At 75.2% G+C, this 16,803-nt stretch carries 17 protein-coding genes, 5 tRNA genes and 1 riboswitch; of the genes, 11 read left to right on the top strand and 11 right to left on the bottom strand.

Annotation, left to right across the window (positions count from 1 at the left end):
• Positions 1-97: 97 nt before the first annotated feature.
• Both trmB and IE106_RS15255 read left to right on the top strand, forming a co-directional pair.
• The gene (gene trmB / locus IE106_RS15250) at positions 98-943 is read left to right on the top strand and encodes a tRNA (guanosine(46)-N7)-methyltransferase TrmB (protein WP_189535028.1); all 846 of its coding nucleotides are present in this window, start codon (positions 98-100) and stop codon (positions 941-943) included.
• A 66-nt stretch (positions 944-1,009) separates the two neighbouring features.
• Positions 1,010-2,362 (top strand): PrsW family intramembrane metalloprotease, encoded by a 1,353-nt coding sequence (locus tag IE106_RS15255; protein WP_189534202.1) that lies wholly within the window; start codon positions 1,010-1,012, stop codon positions 2,360-2,362.
• A gap of 274 nt (positions 2,363-2,636) precedes the next feature.
• Here IE106_RS15255 and IE106_RS15260 read toward each other — a convergent pair whose 3' ends face one another.
• The gene (locus IE106_RS15260) at positions 2,637-3,728 is read right to left on the bottom strand and encodes a M23 family metallopeptidase (RefSeq protein ID WP_189534204.1); all 1,092 of its coding nucleotides are present in this window, start codon (positions 3,726-3,728) and stop codon (positions 2,637-2,639) included.
• 12 nt (positions 3,729-3,740) lie between these two features.
• A riboswitch (cyclic di-AMP (ydaO/yuaA leader) is annotated at positions 3,741-3,876 on the bottom strand.
• A 368-nt stretch (positions 3,877-4,244) separates the two neighbouring features.
• A tRNA-Met gene (locus IE106_RS15265) sits at positions 4,245-4,318 on the bottom strand.
• A 271-nt stretch (positions 4,319-4,589) separates the two neighbouring features.
• Here IE106_RS15265 and IE106_RS15270 point away from each other — a divergent pair.
• Positions 4,590-5,066, top strand: coding sequence for a DUF5994 family protein (locus tag IE106_RS15270; protein ID WP_189535031.1), 477 nt, complete (start codon positions 4,590-4,592; stop codon positions 5,064-5,066).
• 95 nt (positions 5,067-5,161) lie between these two features.
• Here the strand turns inward: IE106_RS15270 and IE106_RS15275 are convergent, their stop codons facing one another.
• The 6 genes from IE106_RS15275 to IE106_RS15300 form a co-directional block, all read right to left on the bottom strand.
• Entirely contained in the window at positions 5,162-5,332 is a 171-nt protein-coding gene (locus tag IE106_RS15275; protein WP_189534206.1) for a hypothetical protein, read from the bottom strand.
• Positions 5,333-5,363: 31 nt separating this feature from the next.
• A complete protein-coding gene (locus IE106_RS15280) occupies positions 5,364-5,720 on the bottom strand; it encodes a PRC-barrel domain-containing protein (RefSeq protein ID WP_189534207.1) in 357 nt (118 codons plus the stop codon).
• Positions 5,721-6,002: 282 nt separating this feature from the next.
• A tRNA-Lys gene (locus tag IE106_RS15285) sits at positions 6,003-6,075 on the bottom strand.
• A gap of 154 nt (positions 6,076-6,229) precedes the next feature.
• A complete protein-coding gene (locus IE106_RS15290) occupies positions 6,230-8,407 on the bottom strand; it encodes a DEAD/DEAH box helicase (protein ID WP_189534210.1) in 2,178 nt (725 codons plus the stop codon).
• Between the two features lie 206 nt (positions 8,408-8,613).
• The gene (locus IE106_RS15295) at positions 8,614-9,282 is read right to left on the bottom strand and encodes a hypothetical protein (protein ID WP_189535112.1); all 669 of its coding nucleotides are present in this window, start codon (positions 9,280-9,282) and stop codon (positions 8,614-8,616) included.
• A 161-nt stretch (positions 9,283-9,443) separates the two neighbouring features.
• Positions 9,444-9,794 (bottom strand): metallopeptidase family protein, encoded by a 351-nt coding sequence (locus IE106_RS15300; protein WP_189534212.1) that lies wholly within the window; start codon positions 9,792-9,794, stop codon positions 9,444-9,446.
• 78 nt (positions 9,795-9,872) lie between these two features.
• Here IE106_RS15300 and IE106_RS15305 point away from each other — a divergent pair, with 78 nt between their 5' ends.
• The 8 genes from IE106_RS15305 (at position 9,873) to IE106_RS15340 (ending at position 14,680) form a co-directional block, all read left to right on the top strand.
• Positions 9,873-11,609 (top strand): metallophosphoesterase family protein, encoded by a 1,737-nt coding sequence (locus IE106_RS15305; RefSeq protein WP_189534213.1) that lies wholly within the window; start codon positions 9,873-9,875, stop codon positions 11,607-11,609.
• Positions 11,610-11,690: 81 nt separating this feature from the next.
• A tRNA-Glu gene (locus tag IE106_RS15310) sits at positions 11,691-11,763 on the top strand.
• 39 nt (positions 11,764-11,802) lie between these two features.
• Positions 11,803-11,877, top strand: a tRNA-Asp gene (locus IE106_RS15315).
• A 22-nt stretch (positions 11,878-11,899) separates the two neighbouring features.
• Positions 11,900-11,973 (top strand) — tRNA-Phe (locus IE106_RS15320).
• A 366-nt stretch (positions 11,974-12,339) separates the two neighbouring features.
• Positions 12,340-12,915, top strand: coding sequence for an RICIN domain-containing protein (locus tag IE106_RS15325; RefSeq protein ID WP_189534215.1), 576 nt, complete (start codon positions 12,340-12,342; stop codon positions 12,913-12,915).
• Positions 12,916-13,178: 263 nt separating this feature from the next.
• Positions 13,179-14,081 (top strand): PRC and DUF2382 domain-containing protein, encoded by a 903-nt coding sequence (locus IE106_RS15330; protein WP_189534217.1) that lies wholly within the window; start codon positions 13,179-13,181, stop codon positions 14,079-14,081.
• Positions 14,078-14,407, top strand: a complete 330-nt coding sequence (locus tag IE106_RS15335) for a WGxxGxxG family protein (protein ID WP_229840479.1) — start codon at positions 14,078-14,080, stop codon at positions 14,405-14,407. Before IE106_RS15330 ends, IE106_RS15335 begins: the two co-directional genes overlap by 4 nt.
• Positions 14,408-14,515: 108 nt before the next feature.
• Positions 14,516-14,680 (top strand): hypothetical protein, encoded by a 165-nt coding sequence (locus IE106_RS15340; protein WP_189534219.1) that lies wholly within the window; start codon positions 14,516-14,518, stop codon positions 14,678-14,680.
• A gap of 4 nt (positions 14,681-14,684) precedes the next feature.
• Here the strand turns inward: IE106_RS15340 and IE106_RS15345 are convergent, their stop codons facing one another.
• From IE106_RS15345 to IE106_RS15355, 3 genes are read right to left on the bottom strand one after another with little or no spacing between them, the layout of a single operon-like run.
• The gene (locus tag IE106_RS15345) at positions 14,685-15,509 is read right to left on the bottom strand and encodes a cytochrome c biogenesis CcdA family protein (RefSeq protein ID WP_189534221.1); all 825 of its coding nucleotides are present in this window, start codon (positions 15,507-15,509) and stop codon (positions 14,685-14,687) included.
• Positions 15,506-16,237: a DsbA family protein gene (locus IE106_RS15350; RefSeq protein WP_189534223.1), complete on the bottom strand. Its 732-nt coding sequence runs from the start codon at positions 16,235-16,237 to the stop codon at positions 15,506-15,508. Before IE106_RS15350 ends, IE106_RS15345 begins: the two co-directional genes overlap by 4 nt.
• A gap of 60 nt (positions 16,238-16,297) precedes the next feature.
• Positions 16,298-16,795 carry a hypothetical protein gene (locus IE106_RS15355; protein WP_189534225.1) on the bottom strand — a complete coding sequence of 166 codons (498 nt, stop codon included), beginning with the start codon at positions 16,793-16,795 and terminating at the stop codon, positions 16,298-16,300.
• Positions 16,796-16,803 lie beyond the last annotated feature (8 nt).

Raw genomic sequence — 16,803 nt, forward strand, 5'->3', positions numbered from 1 at the left:
GGGGAGGGTTCGTAGAATCGATGGCACTGTGTCCGAGAAGACCGCGTCGAGCACGCACCCCACGAACCCCGCCCCCGCCCCCGCCGGACCCGGCGCCGTGAAGGCCCCGGCGCCCGCGGCCCGCGCGTCCGGGGCGGCCGCGCCCGCGCCCCCCGCGTCCGGGCCCGCCGCCCCCGAGGCGTCCGGCGCGGCCCCCGGTGTGCCCGCGTCGCGCCGCGGCAGCCGGATGTTCCCCGACGGGACCGGGCCCTCGCCCGACCCCGCCGGCTCGCACTTCGAGCGCCGCATCCGCAGCTTCCAGCCGCGCCGCAGCCGCGTCACCGTCGGCCAGGCCGACGCGCTGCGCCGCCTGTGGCCCGTGTGGGGCCTGGACATCGACGGGCAGCGCGTCCTCGACCTGGACGGGATGTTCGACGGGCTCCCGGTCGTCCTGGAGATCGGCTTCGGCATGGGCGAGGCCACCGCGCGGATGGCCGCCGCCGACCCGTCGACCGGCATCCTCGCCGTGGACGTCCACACCCCGGGCCAGGGCAACCTGCTGGGTCTCGCCGAGCGGAACGGCCTCACGAACGTCCGCGTCGCGAACGGCGACGCGATCATCCTGCTGCGCGAGATGCTGCCGCCCGCCTCGCTCGCCGGCGTCCGCGTGTACTTCCCGGACCCCTGGCCGAAGAAGCGGCACCACAAACGGCGGCTGATCCAGCCCGAGTTCCTCAGCCTGGTCGCGCCCCGGATGAAGCCGGGCGCGCTCCTGCACTGCGCGACGGACTGGGAGCCGTACGCGGAGCAGATGCTGGAGGTGCTGACGGCGCACCCGGACTTCGAGAACACGGTGCCCGGCGGCTACGCGCCGCGGCCCGGCTTCCGTCCGCTGACCCGCTTCGAGGGGCAGGGCCTGGAGAAGGGGCACGTCGTCCACGACCTGCTGTTCGCCCGCGCGTAACAGCCCGGCCGCAACCGTCCACAACGCGCTCGCGGAGTGTCAGTCCGGCCGTCTAGGGTCGATCAGGTGTCAGATTCGCACGCGCCCCGCTTCGCTCCGCGGACCCCTCCGCCGGCCGGCCCCGCCCAGCCGGCCATCCCGGCGTACGATCCGCGGCCGTCGTTCGACGCCGTGCCGGACCGGGCCCGTTGGCGGTACAAGCCGCGGGGCGCGTTCTGGCGCAGCAAGGTGGTGCGCGCCTCGGCCGTGAGCCTGGTGCTGGCCCTGTGCGCCCTGGTGATCCTGGCGCTGGTGCGGGAGCAGACGGGCACGACGGGCTTCCTGGTCGGCCTCGGGCTGGCGCTGCTGCCCGTGCCGCTGCTGATGGCGGCGTTCCGCTGGCTGGACCGGGTGGAGCCGGGGCCGTGGAAGAACCTGCTGTTCGCCTTCGCCTGGGGGGCCTTCGCGGCGGCGCTCGTCGCGATCCTCGCCAACACGTTCGCGACGCGCTGGATAGCCACGGCGACGGCGGACCCGACGTCGGCGGACACGCTCGGCGCGACCGTCGTCGCCCCCGTGGTGGAGGAGAGCGCGAAGGCCGCCGCGATCCTGCTGATCTTCCTCTTCCGGAGGCGGGACTTCACGGGGCTGGTCGACGGCGTGGTCGTCGCCGGGTTCACGGCGACGGGCTTCGCGTTCACCGAGAACATCCTGTACCTGGGCAGCGCCTTCGGTGAGGACCAGGAGTTCGGGACGTCCGGTTTCGCGTCGGTGACGGCGGCGACGTTCTTCGTGCGGGTGGTGATGTCGCCGTTCGCGCACCCGCTGTTCACGGTGCTGACGGGCATCGGTTTCGGCGTCGCCGCGATGACGGCGCGCCGGCGCGGGGTGCTGCGGACCCTGCTGCCGCTGCTGGGACTGGTCCTGGCGATGGGGGTGCACGCGCTGTGGAACGGCTCGACGACGTTCGGGCCGTGGGGGTTCATCCTCGTGTACGGGGCGTTCATGCTGCCGGCGCTGGGGCTGCTGACGTGGCTGGCGATATGGACGCGCCAGCGGGAGCTGCGGACGGTGTCCGGCGAGCTGCCGGCGTACGCGGCGGCCGGCTGGCTGTCCGCGGACGAGCCGCTCGCGCTGTCGTCGATGCGGGCCCGGAGCCTGGCGCGGTCCTACGCGGCGCGCGCGTTCGGCCCGGCGGCGGCGCGGTCGGTGGGTGAGTACGAGGCGTTCGCGACGTCCCTGGCGTTCCTGCGGTACCGGGCGCGGCGGGGCGTGGCGGACCGGGACTTCACGGCGCGGGAGCAGGAGCTGCTGCACCACATGTGGCAGCGGAAGGAGGTGGCCGCCCCGGCCCTGACGTTCGCCGCGCGCGCGACGGGCCGGGTGTGGACGCCCCCGCCGCACCGCGACTACGCCGGCTACAACCCGTACCGGCGCTGAGGCCGCACGGGACCGGCGTCGGAGCCGCCCCGGGCCGCGCTGCGGTCCGGGTCGCGCCCCGACCCGGCCTGACTCCGGTCCGACCGGGTTCCGACCCGGCCGGGCCGCGCTGCGGTCCGGTGCCCGGGTGCCGGAGGCGGAGGGCCGGGCGCCGCGAGGGGGTTGGTGCGCGGAACCGGGAAAGACGACCGGCAGCCCTGGCGTCGGGGGGGGTGTCGCCGGGGCTGCCGGGATCGGGGCCCGGCACGGGACGTGCCGGGAGGGTGCGCGGGTGTCAGACGGTGAGGCCCTTGCCGCGCAGCCAGGCCAGCGGGTCGATGCCGCCGCCGGAGGCCGTGTGGACCTCCAGGTGGAGGTGCGGCCCGGTGACGTTGCCGGTGGCGCCGACCCGGCCGATGGTGTCGCCGGTGCCGACGGTCTGCCCGGCGCCGACCGTCATCGAGGAGAGGTGGCAGTACCAGATCTCGGTACCGTCCTCCAGCTCCAGCACGACGCGGTAGCCGTACGCGCCGGACCAGCCGGCCGACTTGACGGTGCCGCTGTGGACGGCGTTGGCCGGGGTGCCGGTGGGGGCGGCCAGGTCGAGGCCGGTGTGGTAGCCGGAGGACCACATGGAGCCGGCCTGGCCGTAGGTGGAGGTGATCGTGTACGAGGAGGTCGGCAGGGCGTAGCTCGCGGCGAGCTCGGCCAGGCGCTCGGCCTCGGCCTTCGCGGCGGCCTTCGCCTCGGCGCGCTCACGCTCCTCCTCGGCGGCCCTCGCCTTCGCCGCCGCGGCCTTCGCATCGGCCTCGGCGGCGGCCTGCTGGGCGGCCGCCTCCTTCGCGGCCTTCTCCGCGGCCGCCTTCTCCGCGGCGGCGCGGGCCTCGGCCTCGGCGGACGCCTGCTGCTGGTCGGCCTGCTGGAGGATGCGCGCCCGCAGCGCCTCGCCCGCGTCGGCCTCGGCACCGGCGCCCTGGGCGTCGGCGGGGCCGCTCTCGGCGGACAGGGTGAGCGCGGCGAGGTTGGCGGGGGCCGGGGTCTCGTCGGGCGCCTCGTCCGCGCCGCCGCCGAGGAGCGCGCCGACACCGGGGAGCGAGGAGGCGTCCGGGAGGGAGATCGCGACGCGGGGCTTGTCCTGCGCGGTGGCCATGCCACCGGCGCCCACGGCGGCGATGACGCCGACCCCGAGGACGGTGGAGCTGCGGGCGAGACCGCCGCGCTGCTTGACGACGCGGTGCCGCCCCCGGACGGGGCGGATGGTGTCCTCGGTGGGGTTCCACTCGGAGGTGGCCGCGGGGGCGGCGTCCGGGAATCCCGAAGCGGTGGGGTGGCCGATCGTGTCGTACGAGCCGAAGGGGGCTTCGGGGGCAGGCCTGTTGGACGCCACGGAGGCGTACTCCTTTCCTTCCTTCTCCGCCTACCGGGTTAGCTGACGGGTTCGGAGCAGGAAGGTCTCCTACGGGCCGGTGAAAGCCCGATTCACCCCAAGTGCGGTGGTTCCCCGGTTCCCTCGCGGGATTCGGCGCATGCGCACGGTGCCGCCTCTTGCGACGACTGGTACGACCGCGCTGCGTTATCGAACGTTAATAGAAGCGGGGTCCGTATTCCAAGCCGTCCCCCCGGACACTTCGCCCAACCAGCACCGAACCAAGGCCCCATAAAAGGACAACCCACGTCGAATTGACCCTGAATCAGGTCGGTGCGCGCCGAGAACTCCTCAATCAAGTTTCTGACTGTGTGTCAAATGTTATGGCGCAGCGCAGCCCGCTGATCACGGACGGTGCGGCCCGCCCCGAGCCCTCCGTCGGCCCCCTTGCCGACGCCTCTCGCCGACACCCTCGGTCGACCGGTCCGCGAAAACGCCGAAGGCCCGGTGCTGTGTGCACCGGGCCTTCGGTTTCAGTAGCGGGGACAGGATTTGAACCTGCGACCTCTGGGTTATGAGCCCAGCGAGCTACCGAGCTGCTCCACCCCGCGTCGGTGAACACAACCTTACGCCATCCCGGCGAGGTCCCTTCACCATTTCGCCCCCACCGGCCGAAAATTTTCCGGCCGCCCCTCCCCCGGGGCCCGGAAGCACGTCCCGCGGGTCCCCGTCCTCGCCCCCGGGCCTCCCCGCGGACGGCGGGCGCGCGCACCCGTGCGCGGGCCGCGGGCGGCCGGCGCGGAGGGCCGGCGGAGTACCGTGGGAGGGGTGAGCGTCCGGTTCGCCGAAGGAACCGGATCCCGCAGACAGGCGGACACCAGCATGGCCGACTCCGACACGCCTCCCACCTCCGGGCACCTGCCGGACACCGTCCACGAGGCGGTGCGGCCGGGGACGGCGCTCCTGCGGCTGGAGACGACCCACTCCCGCGAGGGCCTCCTCGACGGAGCCTGGTGGCCGCGTTCCCGGGACGTCGGGGAGGAGCTGCCCGCCCTGGTGAGCGCCCTGACCGAGCACCTCGGCCCGATCTCCCGCGTCGGTCTGGACGCCTCCGCCTGGGACGGGCTCCCGGTGCGGCTGGTCGTCGACGACCGGGTGGTGCACATCGACTCGTTCCCCGTCGGGGACGACACCGTCCTGATCACCCGCGGGGACCGGGACCACTTCTCCCTGCTCGTCGTGCCGCCGGACACGCCCCAGGACGCGGCGCGCGCCGCGATGGCGCAGGCCGTCCGGGCCGACAACGTCACGCAGGCCGGGCAGATCCTCGTCGACACCGGGCGGAGGGCACGGGACTGACCCGCGGGGACGCCCGGCCCACCGCGGGGACGTCCGACGCTCCGGGGACGGCCGGCGCCCCGCGGGAGGCGCCCAGCGGGAGGCGCCCAGCGCGCCTAGCGCACCGAGCGCCTGCGGGTGCGCCGGGACAGGTGGGCGCCGAAGAAGATCAGGTCCGCCACGAGGACGACGGCCCCGATGACCAGCAGGTACATCATCCCCTCGACCGCGACGCCGATGAGGCCGAGCACGACGGCCACGAGGACGAGGAACAGGAAGATCGCCATGTTCGGGAACTCCTCCGTGTGACGGGCCGGCTCAGCGGCGCGCGAGCTGCCGCTCGCCGGCGGCCCCGGGCTGGTAGGCCATGCCGTAGTGGTGGAAGACGGCCTGTTCGTCCTCGGCGGCGAGCACGTCGTCGGTCCCGATGGCGGGGGCCTTGCGGACCGTGCCCTTGTCGTACGGGACCCGGACGTAACCCGGTCCGACGGTCGCGTCGTCGAGCGGGACGAACACCAGGCGCTGCCGGGTGGGCAGCCCCGTGCGGACGGTGGCCATGGCCGGCTCGTCCGTCGCGGTGTTCACGTAGACCGCCTCCAGCACGCCGATCTTGTGCCCCTTCGGGTCCACGACGTCCTGGTTCCGCCACTCCCGGATGTCTGCTGGATGGATCATGCGGTCCGCTCCCTGACCGGGCGGCGCTCCGAGGAGAGCCGCCCCACCGGCCGGCAGCGGCGCGACGACGTGCCCCGCCCCTGCCCTTGTCCCTCCAGCCTGCCCCGGCGCCCCTCCGGCCGCCACACGGGACCGGGCCGGCCGGTCCGCGAGCCGATCCCGCGTACGCCCCCCGGCGGTTGAGGGCGTGCGCGCCGGGGCCGATACACGTGTGCCCCGGCCGGGGAGACCGGCCGGGGCACCACACCGTCGGTCGGAGCCGTGTGGCGGCTGCCGACCCGGTAGGCCCTGTGGGACTCGAACCCACAACCAACGGATTAAAAGTCCGCTGCTCTGCCAATTGAGCTAAGGGCCCTCGACGGGACATCCCCGAGCATAGCCCGCCCGGGGGCGTGAGCCGATCGGGTATCGGCACAACGCCCCTTCCGGCGCGTCCCGCACAGGCGGACGGGCCCGCACACGGCACCGGGGTGTCGCGTACGGGCCCGTCCGAGGGGTCCTACGGGGCGTCAGCCGTTGCGCTTCCAGCGCGGCTTGTCGTCGCGGCGGCCGAGGGAGCCGGAGCCCCGGTGGTCGTCGCGGCGGTCGTCACGACGGCCGTAGGGGCGGTCGTGGCCGCCGGCGCGGTGGCCGCCCGCGGGGCGGTCGTCGCGGCGGTCGCGGTTGAACGGACGGTCCGCGCGGCGGAACCCGCCACGGTCGCCGCCGCGGTCGCCACCCCGGTCGTCCCGGCGGTCGCGGTTGAACGACGGGCGGTCGTCACGGCGCTCGTACGACGACGGGCGGTCGTCCCGACGGAAGCCGCCACGGTCGCCACCGCGGTCGTCACGACGGTCACCACCGCGGTCGTCACGGCGGTCACGGTTGAACGACGGACGGTCGTCCCGACGGAAGCCACCGCGGTCGTCACGGCGGTCGCCACCCCGGTCGTCGCGGCGGTCACGGTTGAACGACGGACGGTCGTCACGGCGGAAACCACCGCGGTCACCACCCCGGTCGTCGCGGCGGTCACGGTTGAACGACGGACGGTCGTCACGGCGGAAACCACCGCGGTCACCACCGCGGTCGTCACGGCGGTCGCCACCCCGGTCGTCCCGGCGGTCGCGGTTGTACGACGGGCGGTCGTCGCGGCGCTCGTACGACGGGCGGTCCTCCCGCTGGACGGGAACGGAGACCTCGGCGGCGGCCGGGGCCGGCTCGGAGGCGGCCGCCTCCGCCGCCTCCGCCACGGCCTTCTCCGGGTCCTCGCCCCGCTCGCGCGCCGCGCGGGCGACCAGGCGGTCGGCCTCCTCGCGGAGCTCCGTGGCGCGGCGCTGCATGCGCTCCAGCTCCTTGGCCAGCTCGGCGACCTCGCGCTCGGCCTGCTTGGCGGCGTTGCCGGCCGAGTCGGCCTGCACCTCCGTCAGCGACCGGGCACCGGTGATCTCGGCGACCTCCGGGTCGAAGGCGCCGCCCTGCCCGATGATGTGGCGGGAGGCGTCGACGCCCGCGTCCTCCATGAGGCGGAAGATCTGGCGGCGCTGGTGCGGCAGCGCCAGGGAGACCACGACACCGGAGCGGCCGGCGCGGGCGGTACGGCCCGAGCGGTGCAGGTAGTCCTTGTGGTCACCGGCCGGGTCGACGTTCAGGACCAGGTCGATGCCGTCGACGTGGATGCCGCGGGCGGCGACGTCGGTGGCGACGAGGGCGTTGACGTAGCCCTTCTTGAAGTCCTCCAGGACCCGCGTACGGGCGCCCTGGGTCATGCCGCCGTGCAGCGCGTCGGCCTTGACGCCGGTGTCCTGCAGCTGCTCGGCGATGCGGTCCGCGCCCAGCTGGGTGCGGACGAAGATGATGGTGCGGCCCTTGCGGGCGGCGATCGCGGCGGTGACCGGCGCCTTGTCCTTGGGCTTCACGACCAGGACGTGGTGGGTCATGGTGGTGACGTTGCCCTGGGCGCTGTCGACCTCGTGGACGACCGGGTCGGTCAGGTAGCGCTTGACCAGCGTCGCGATCTCGTTCTCCATCGTGGCGGAGAAGAGCAGGCGCTGGCCGCCGGCCGGCACCTGGTCGAGGAGCTCGGTGACCTCGGGCAGGAAGCCCAGGTCGGCCATCTGGTCGGCCTCGTCGAGGACGGCGACCTGGACCTGCTCCAGCGAGCAGGCGCCGCGGTTGATGACGTCGCGCAGCCGGCCCGGCGTGGCGACGAGGATGTCGACGCCGCGCTCCAGGGCGTAGATCTGGTTGCCCATCGACGTACCGCCGCAGACGACCTTCATCTTCAGGCCGAGCACGTCGCCGTACGGCTGGAGGGCGTCCGCGACCTGCATCGCGAGCTCGCGGGTCGGGGTGAGGATGACGCCGCGGGGCTTCTTCTTCTCGGTGTGGCCGCCGGCCAGCGTGGCGAGCAGCGGCAGGCCGAAGGAGAGGGTCTTGCCGGAGCCGGTGCGGCCCCGGCCGAGGATGTCCTTGCCGGCCAGGGCGTCCGGGATGGTCGCGGCCTGGATCGGGAACGGGACGGTGACGCCGTTCTGGGCGAGCTTGCGGACGACGCCCTCGGGGAGCCCGAGGTCACCGAAGGTGACGGTGTCGGCGGTGTCGGCCTCGGTCTCGGCGATCTCCTCGATCGCCTCGTCCGCGGCGGCGACGGCGGTCGCCTCGTCGTTCTCGGTCGCGGTCAGGACTGCGTCAGTGCTGGAAATGGACATGCGAAATGCGAAACCTTCCGGAGTCTCGGCACGCGCCCGTCAACTCCGTGTTTCGCTGCTTAGCAAATCGACCGCCTCGATGCGGTCAGCCACGGCAAGGGAGAGTACGCGCCACGCGGCGCGCTTCGGTCACGGCGCCGGGCAAATGGGATCAAACGATCTACTACCATACGCACCTCACCCCGCTTAGCGCAAGCCGGCCCCCGTCATGCGGGTGTGACCTGCGGCGACGCGGTCGGCTCCAGCCAGTCGGCGGGCGAGTAGTAGCCCCGCATCGCCTCGGTGCGGGTGTCGGGGGAGGGCGACTCGGCCGGCGGGTCCGCCGGGTCGGTCGTGGGCGGGTCGCTCGGCTGCGGCGGGGTCGAGTGGGTCGGCTCGGGCGGCGTGTCGGGCGAGGAGGGCGACGCGGTCGGTTCGCCGGGCCCCGTACCGCCGTCCTGGCCGCCCGTCCCGCCGCCGTGGCCGCCCGTGGAACCGCCCGTCCCCCCGCCGGGGCCCGCGCCGGGCGAGGGCCGCCCGCCGTGCCCCGTACCGCCGCCGTCCCCGCTGTCACCGCCGTCCCCACCGCCGTCCCGGCCGGGCGGCGAGGACGGGGAGGCGGACGCGGAAGGCGCCGGGGAGGGCCCGGCGCCGCCCGCGCCGTCGTCGCCCGCGGGCTCGCCCGTGCCCCCCACGCCGCGCGGCTCGTGCCCGCCGCCGGTCACGGCCACCCCGGCGTCCCCCTCGACCACCGCCCCGGACGGGTCCACCGCCCCGCTCGGCAGCGGCCTGGCCCGGTCGTCGGACACGCTCATGCAGCCGCCGGCGGAACCGGCGGAGGCCACGACCGCCACCGCGGTGACGGCCCATCGGACGGGTGCGGGCAGCTGGCGCACGGGGGCACCTCCAGGGCGGGCGGGGCCTCCCGGACCGGGACGCGGGGTCCGGCGGCCGGAGGGGAGCCCCGGGAGCCGGGACGGGAGTCCCGGGGGACGGACGGGATCGCCCTGCCCAACTCCCCTCGCCCCGCGGGGGACACGCCCGGGCGGCACACCGGTCAGCCGTATCCCAGTTCGTGCAGCCGCGCGTCGTCGATGCCGAAGTGGTGGGCGATCTCGTGCACGACGGTGATCTCCGTCTCGGCGACCACGTCCTCGCGGGACTCGCACATCCGCAGCGTCGGGCCCCGGTAGACGGTGATCCGGTCGGGCAGCACGCCCGCGTACCACTCGCCGCGGTCGGTGAGCGGGGTCCCCTCGTACAGCCCGAGCAGGTCGGGGTCGTCCGCGGGCGGCTCGTCCTCCACGAACACGGCGACGTTGTCCATCAGCCGGGTGAGCTCCGGGGGGATCCGGTCGAGCGCCTCGGCGACCAGTTCCTCGAACTCCTCGCGCGTCATCTCCAACACTCCGCCATTGTCGTGGATGAGGGGCGCCCCCGGGTGCGCGCGGGCATAGCCGCACACCCCCGGGGGCATACGGCCCCAATGGCCCGAGCAGTCGTCCGTACCTCGTACGTCCGTATCGCCCGAGCCCTGCGCCGCGTGGGGAGCCGGGCGGGGAGCCGCGCACCGGCCCGCCCCGGCGGCCGCGACCGCACCGGCCCCGCGGCACTCGGCCCCGCCCCGCACCCCCTGGCCCGCGCCCTGGGCCTGTTCGCGGTGGCCGTCACCGGGGCGTGGCTGGGCCTGCTGGTCGTCGGCGGCATGCGCACGCCGGTCGGGCCGATGGACACGAGCATGGCGCTCCGCCCGTCCCTCACCGGCGGCACGGAGATCAACGTCTCGCCGCTCGGCGCCCTCACGCTGGACTCCCACACGGCGCCCATCCGCCTCGACGTGGACGTCGACCGGCTGGACCCGGTCCGCTCCCAGGCGCTCGTCGAGCACCCCGAGCGGATCTCCGGCCTCCAGGAGGAGATCGCCGCGGACGTCCTGGACGGCACCCGCGAACTGGCCGTCCGCTCCTGCGTCGCCGTCGTCTCCGGCGCCACCGCGCTCGGCCTCGTCGTCTACCGCCGGCCGCGCCGCGCCCTGGCGGCCGGGGGGCTGGCGCTGGCGCTGCTCGCGGTGTCGGGCGCGTCGGCGTACGCGACGTGGAACCCCAAGTCGGTCCTGGAGCCCCGCTTCTCGGGGCTCCTCAGCAGCGCCCCGTCGGTCGTCGGCAGCGCGCGGTCGATCGTCACCGAGTTCGACGTGTACCAGCGGGAACTGGCCCGGCTCGTCACCAACGTGACGAAGCTGTACGACGCGACGTCGACCCTCCCCACGTACCAGCCCGACCCGACGACGATCCGCGTCCTGCACGTCTCCGACATCCACCTCAACCCGGCGTCGTGGCACATCGTCGGCTCGCTCGTGGAGCAGTACGACATCGACCTGATCATCGACTCGGGCGACACCATGGACCACGGGAGCGCGGCCGAGAACGTCTTCCTGAACCCGATCAGCAGCCTCGGCGCGCCGTACGTGTGGGTGCGCGGCAACCACGACTCGGCGGCCACGCAGGAGTACCTGGAGGGCCTGCGGAACGTGCACGTCCTGGACGGGGGGCGGGCCGTCACCGTCGCCGGGGTGCGGGTGGCGGGCATCGGCGACCCGCAGTTCACGCCGGACCGGACGGTCGTGGCGGCCGGGGACGACGCCGAGCGGGTGGCGGGCCGGCAACTGGCGGACGCCCTGCGCGCGCAGACGCGGGCGGGCACCCCCGTGGACGTCGCGGTCGTCCACAACCCGGTGGCGGCCCACCAGACGGACGGCGCGGTGCCGCTGGTCCTGTCCGGGCACGTCCACCGGCGCGTCGACGAGGTGCTGCCGAACGGCACCCGTCTGAAGATCGAGGGCTCGACGGGGGGCGGTGGGCTGCGGGCGGTCGAGAAGGAGGAGCCGGAGAGGGTCCACGCGTCGGTGCTGTACCTGGACCGGGACACGCGGCGGCTCCAGGCGTGGGACGAGATCACCCTGGGCGGGCTCGGCCTGACCACGGCGGAGGTGGCGCGGCACGTCCCGGACGAGGTGCTGCCGGGCACGCCCCCGCCCCCGTCGGGCACCCCGTCCGGCGCCCCTTCCGGAACCTCGTCGGGGACGCCGTCGGGAGCGCCGTCGGCGGCCCCGTCCGGCACCGCGCCCGGCACCCCGCCGGGGACCTCGCGGCCGACCGGCCGGCCGGCCCCTCCGGCAGCCTCGCCACCCGGCCGGTCCCCCGCCCCGGCACCCCGCCCGTAAACCGTTTTGGCGAACGGTCCCCCCATCCCATATGCTTCTCACGTCCCCGACGCGCTGAGGAAGCGCCCAGGCGGGCCTTTAGCCCTCATCGTCTAGTGGCCCAGGACGCCGCCCTTTCAAGGCGGTAGCACGGGTTCGAATCCCGTTGGGGGCACGCTTTACCTTGTGCGAGACTGGTGCTCGCGCGAAGCTTGGTCCTGTGGAGCAGTTTGGAGTGCTCGCCACCCTGTCAAGGTGGAGGCCGCGGGTTCAAATCCCGTCAGGACCGCTGCAGCTCGAAAGAGCTGCGTGGCTGGGTAGCTCAGTTGGTACGAGCGTCCGCCTGAAAAGCGGAAGGTCGCCGGTTCGACCCCGGCCCCAGCCACCGCCGCCCCTCGGGGCGTGAACCCCCTCCGGGTCTCCGGAGGGGGTTCTTTCGTGTCGGCCGTCCCGCCCGGCACCCCGGTTGCAGGCCCTTTCGGGGGCGCCGATAGTGGGAGGTGCAGCCGTACCGGGGCCGAAGCCCCGCCGGCGGAGCCGCGCCCCACGACCGGCCCGCACCGCGGGCGACCACCGCGGCGGCCGGCCTCCACCGGCGGCCCTGCCCGCCACCGGGGCCACGGCACGGCTGTCGCGCCGGCCCTGCCCGCAGGAGCCCTCCCCCCGCTGTGACCCGTGACCCGTCCCGGGCCCTCCCTGCCCGACAGGTGCTTCCGGCTTCCCCCGCACGCCCCAGAGAGGGAGCACTCCCATGCGCACGAAGAACCGGTCACGCCGCCTCCTGACCGCATCGACCGCCTTCCTGGCCGGAGGTGTCATGCTCCTGCCCTCCCCCGCGGTCGCCCGGGCGGCGGTGGACCCCGCCGCGCCGCTGATATCGGGGGGCTCCTTCCAGATCCGCAACCTGCAGACCGGGAAGTGCGCGACCCTCGCGGGCGGCCGGTCCACCGACAACAACGTCGAACTGCTCCAGTTCTCCTGCGACACGGACCGCTCGCGCCGCTGGCGGGTCGTCAACTGGGACGGCCGCTCCTACCAGCTCGTCAACGCCCAGACGCGGAAGTGCGCGACCGTCGCGGGCGGCCGCTCCACCGAGAACAACGTGCCCCTCGTCCAGTTCACCTGCGACACGGACCCCTCGCGCCGCTGGCGGGTCACCGACTGGAACGGCAACTCCTACCAGCTCGTCAACGTCCAGACGGGCAAGTGCGCGACCGTCGCCGGCGGCCGCTCCACCGACAACAACGTCGGTCTCGTCCAGTTCTCCTGCGACACGGACGCCTCGCGCCGCTGGACCCTGCGCCTGGCCGGGACGCCCGCCGGGTAACCGGGCGGCCCCCGCACGGGCCGGGAGGAGGCCGCCCGCCCCCTCCCCCCGCACCCGCAGCCCGCGCCACACCCGGGGTCACCCGTTCGCCCAGGGGCGCGGAGGCGCCGCCCGACCGGAAGGCGGGCACCGGCCGCACGCGGCCGGTGCACCCGGCGTAGTCCGAGTTGCAGGGCGCCCCGGGGTCACGGGCAATGGACCCAGGGCCCGGCCCACACTCGCTGTCTTCCGGAGGACGGGCCCGCAGCCAGGAAGGATCCAGCATGGCCCAGAACGAGAAGGCGTTCCCCGTGGAAGGACTGCAGGGCGCGACGGCCTACGACTCGAGCGGCGAGAAGATCGGCACGATCGGCCAGGTCTACGTGGACGACCGGCTCGGCACCCCGGAGTGGGTCACCGTCAAGACCGGCCTGTTCGGCACCAAGGAGACCTTCGTCCCCCTGGCCGGCGCCCGCCGGCAGGACGGGCAGCTCCACGTGCCGTACACCAAGGACATGGTCAAGGACGCCCCGCGGCTCGACGCCGACGAGCACCTCGACTCCACCGAGGAGCAGCGCCTCTACCGGCACTACCGGCTCGCCCCGGGCGGCGGCACCACCGGCACCACGGGGACCACCGGAACCGCGGGCACCACGGGCATGGCCGCCGGTGGCATGGCCGCCGGTGGCATGGCCACGGGCGGCAGGGCCACGGAGGGCACCACCGGACGCCACGCCCACGAGGGCCGCCAGCCGGCCGCCGCGATGCGCTCCGGCAGGGGCGACGAGGGGATGACCCGCTCCGAGGAGCAGGTGCAGGTCGGCATGGAGGAGTACGAGTCGGGGCGCGCCCGCCTGCGCAAGTACGTCGTCACGGAGGAAGTGACCACCAGCGTGCCGGTGTCCCACGAGGAGGTCCGCGTGGTGCGCGAGCCCGTCCGGCCCGGTGAGCGCGAGAGCCGCATCGAGGACACCGAGCAGGAGGTGACCCTGCACGCGGAGCGCCCGACGGTGAGCAAGAAGTCCGTCCCCGTCGAACGCGTCCGCCTGGAGACCGAGAAGGTCACCGAGCAGCAGGACGTCACCGAGCAGGTGCGCAAGGAGAAGATCGAGTACGACGACGGCCGGTCCGAACGCGGTCGCGGGACCGAACGCGGCCGCGGCCCCAAGCACGGGCCGAACCGGTGACCGGCCGAGGAGGGGCCGCGCGGCGCACGGCCACCGGCGCCCTGCTGGCCGCCGCACTGCTCACGGGCCCCGCCGCGGCCACCGCGGCGGCACAGGCACCGGCGGCGGCGCACACGTCCGCCGTGCGGGCCGCCCCGGTGCTGGTGACGGCCGAGGTCGACCGCGACAAGGACGACGACAACGGCGGCTGGGGCCTGTGGGGCCTCGCCGGGCTGCTGGGTCTGCTCGGCCTGATCCCCCGCCGCTCCAAGACGCACGGCACCGGGAACCACCGCGGCTCCAGCCCGGGGACGGGCGGCGGCGCCCACCCCACGGACCGGATCTGAGGCGGCGGCCCGCGCCCCACCGCGGTCCCCCCGGGGGAGGACGGCCCGACCGGGCGCCGGTCGGGCCGTCCTCCGCGACCGCGGGCGGCGGCCGCTAGAGTCGGCGCCATGGGGGATTTCGCGAACCGGGGGCGGACCGTGCCCTGCAAGTGGTGCAACAGGCCGGTGGTGCAGGACCGCCGGTGGTTCCCGCGGCAGTACTGCGGCCGCTGGCACAAGGTGAAGCACCGCGTCACGGAGATCTTCGGCGATGTCCTCGGCGGCGGCGCCTGAGGCGTCAGGCCCGCTCGCGGCGCCGCCGGCCGCGCACGCCCAGGACCACCGCGACGACCGCGACCACGGCCGGCAGCAGCACCCGGTCCGGCACCGCGCCGCCCACCCGCGCCGCCCACCGCTCCACCTCGAACGAGGCGTCCACGGACAGCGGGCCCGACAGGGCCGTCGTGCCGTCGAAGACCAGGAACAGGGTGCCCAGCAGCACGAAGAAGGCGCCCGACAGCAGCGACGTGGTGTGCAGCTCCAGCCGGCCCAGCCGCACCACCCGGCCGCGCAGCCAGACGCGGCGCCCCAGGTCGTACCGCTCCCACAGCAGCGCCAGCGCGAACAGCGGCACCGCCATGCCCAGCGCGTACACCGCCAGCAGCAGCCCGCCGTACACGGGGCTGCCGCCCAGCGCCGCCACCGTCAGGACACCGCCCAGGATCGGCCCGGCGCAGAACCCCGCCAGCCCGTACACGAGGCCCAGCGCGTACACCGACACCGCCGTCGTCGGGCGGATCCGGCCGCTCGCCTCCGCGATGCGGCGCGGCGCGAAGCCCAGCCCCAGCACCTGCGCCGCGCCCAGCGCGATGATCAGCCAGCCGCCGGCGGTGACCAGCAGGTCCCGGTTGCCGTGGAAGAACCGCCCCGCCAGCGACCCGGCCGCGCCCAGCGGCACGAGCGTCGTCGCCAGGCCGGCGTAGAAGACGCCGGTACGGGCGAGCAGCCGGGCCGTCGAGTCGATCGAGTACGCGAAGAAGGCCGGCAGCAGCAGCGCGCTGCACGGGCTGACCAGCGCCAGCAGGCCGCCCAGGAAGGCGGCCAGGTACCCGACGTCCGTCACCGGCCGGCCTTCGCCGCCGCCGCGTCGATCGCGGCCGTGAACGTCTCCAGCGGCTGCGCGCCCGCGATGGGCCGCCCGTTGACGAGGAAGGACGGCGTGGACGTCGCGCCCAGCCCGTACGCCTCCTCCTGGTCCCGCTTCACCGCCTGCCGGGCCTCGGCGCCGTCCAGGTCGCGGGTGAACCGGGCGAGGTCCGGCACGCCGGCCTCCCGGGCGAGGGCCGCCAGCCGGTCCGCGCCGTAGCCCTTCTCCTTCGCCCCCTCGGCGTACGCCGCGCGGTGGAACTCCCAGAACCGGCCCTGCCGCCCCGCCGCCCACGCGGCGCGAGCGGCGCCCTCCGACTCCTCGCCGAAGATCGGGAAGTTCCGCCACTCGATGCGCAGGACGCCCTTCTCGACGTACTTCTCCATCAGCGCGGGCTCGGTGTCGCGGGCGAACTTCCCGCAGTACCCGCATTTGAAGTCGGCGTACTCGATCAGCACGACCGGCGCGTCGGCGCGGCCCGCCGCGAGGGCGTCCCCGGCGTCGCGGCGCGCCAGCTTCTCCAGCTCGGGGTGGACGCCCTCCTCCGCGGCGGACGCGGGGGCCGACGCGGCGGCGGAGGACGCGGGCGCCTCCGGGTCGGCGGGCTTGGTGGCCGTGTACGAGGCGAACGCGAGCAGTCCGGCGGCGGCCGCGACCCCCGCTCCGAGGGCGTACGGCTTCCTGGACGGTGACTTCACGGGCATGGGTGTGCTCCTGCGGTGTGGCGTGGGTGGGAGGACGGCGTGAGGGGAGGCCGCCGCCCGCTACACCCGCAGGATCGACAGGTCCATCGGAGACGGGGGCACGAGCGCGGGCGGGGCCCGCCCCGGGCCGGTCGCGGCCGGTTCCCACGCCCCCCACCCGGCGCCGGCCGCGGCGCCGCGCGCGTCGTGCGGCGCGGGGAGCAGCTCGCCCGAGGACAGGCCGCGCGGCGGGGCGGCGGGGGCCAGGCCGCCGTCGGACCCGGAGTCGTCCCGGCAGCCGGGCGTCCGCCCGTCCCCGGGTGGCGCGACCACCGGGACGTCCACGGCGGCGGCGCGGTCCGCGACCCGCGTGCGGGGCCCGGCGTGCGCAAGGGCCCCGGCGTGCGTGCGGGCCGTCGGGGCGGCGCGGTCCACGGCGGCCTCCGCCGCCCGCGTGCGGTCCCCGGAGGGCCGCTCCCCCGCCGCTCCCGGCCCCGCGCAGGCCAGCAGTCCCACCAGGACCAGCGTCCACACGGCCCGTGCCGCCGCGCCGCGCCGCCTGGCATCGGTACGGGACATCGGGCGGG

The organism is Streptomyces roseolilacinus (assembly GCF_014649335.1).
GTDB classification, from domain to species: Bacteria; Actinomycetota; Actinomycetes; order Streptomycetales; family Streptomycetaceae; genus Streptomyces; species Streptomyces roseolilacinus.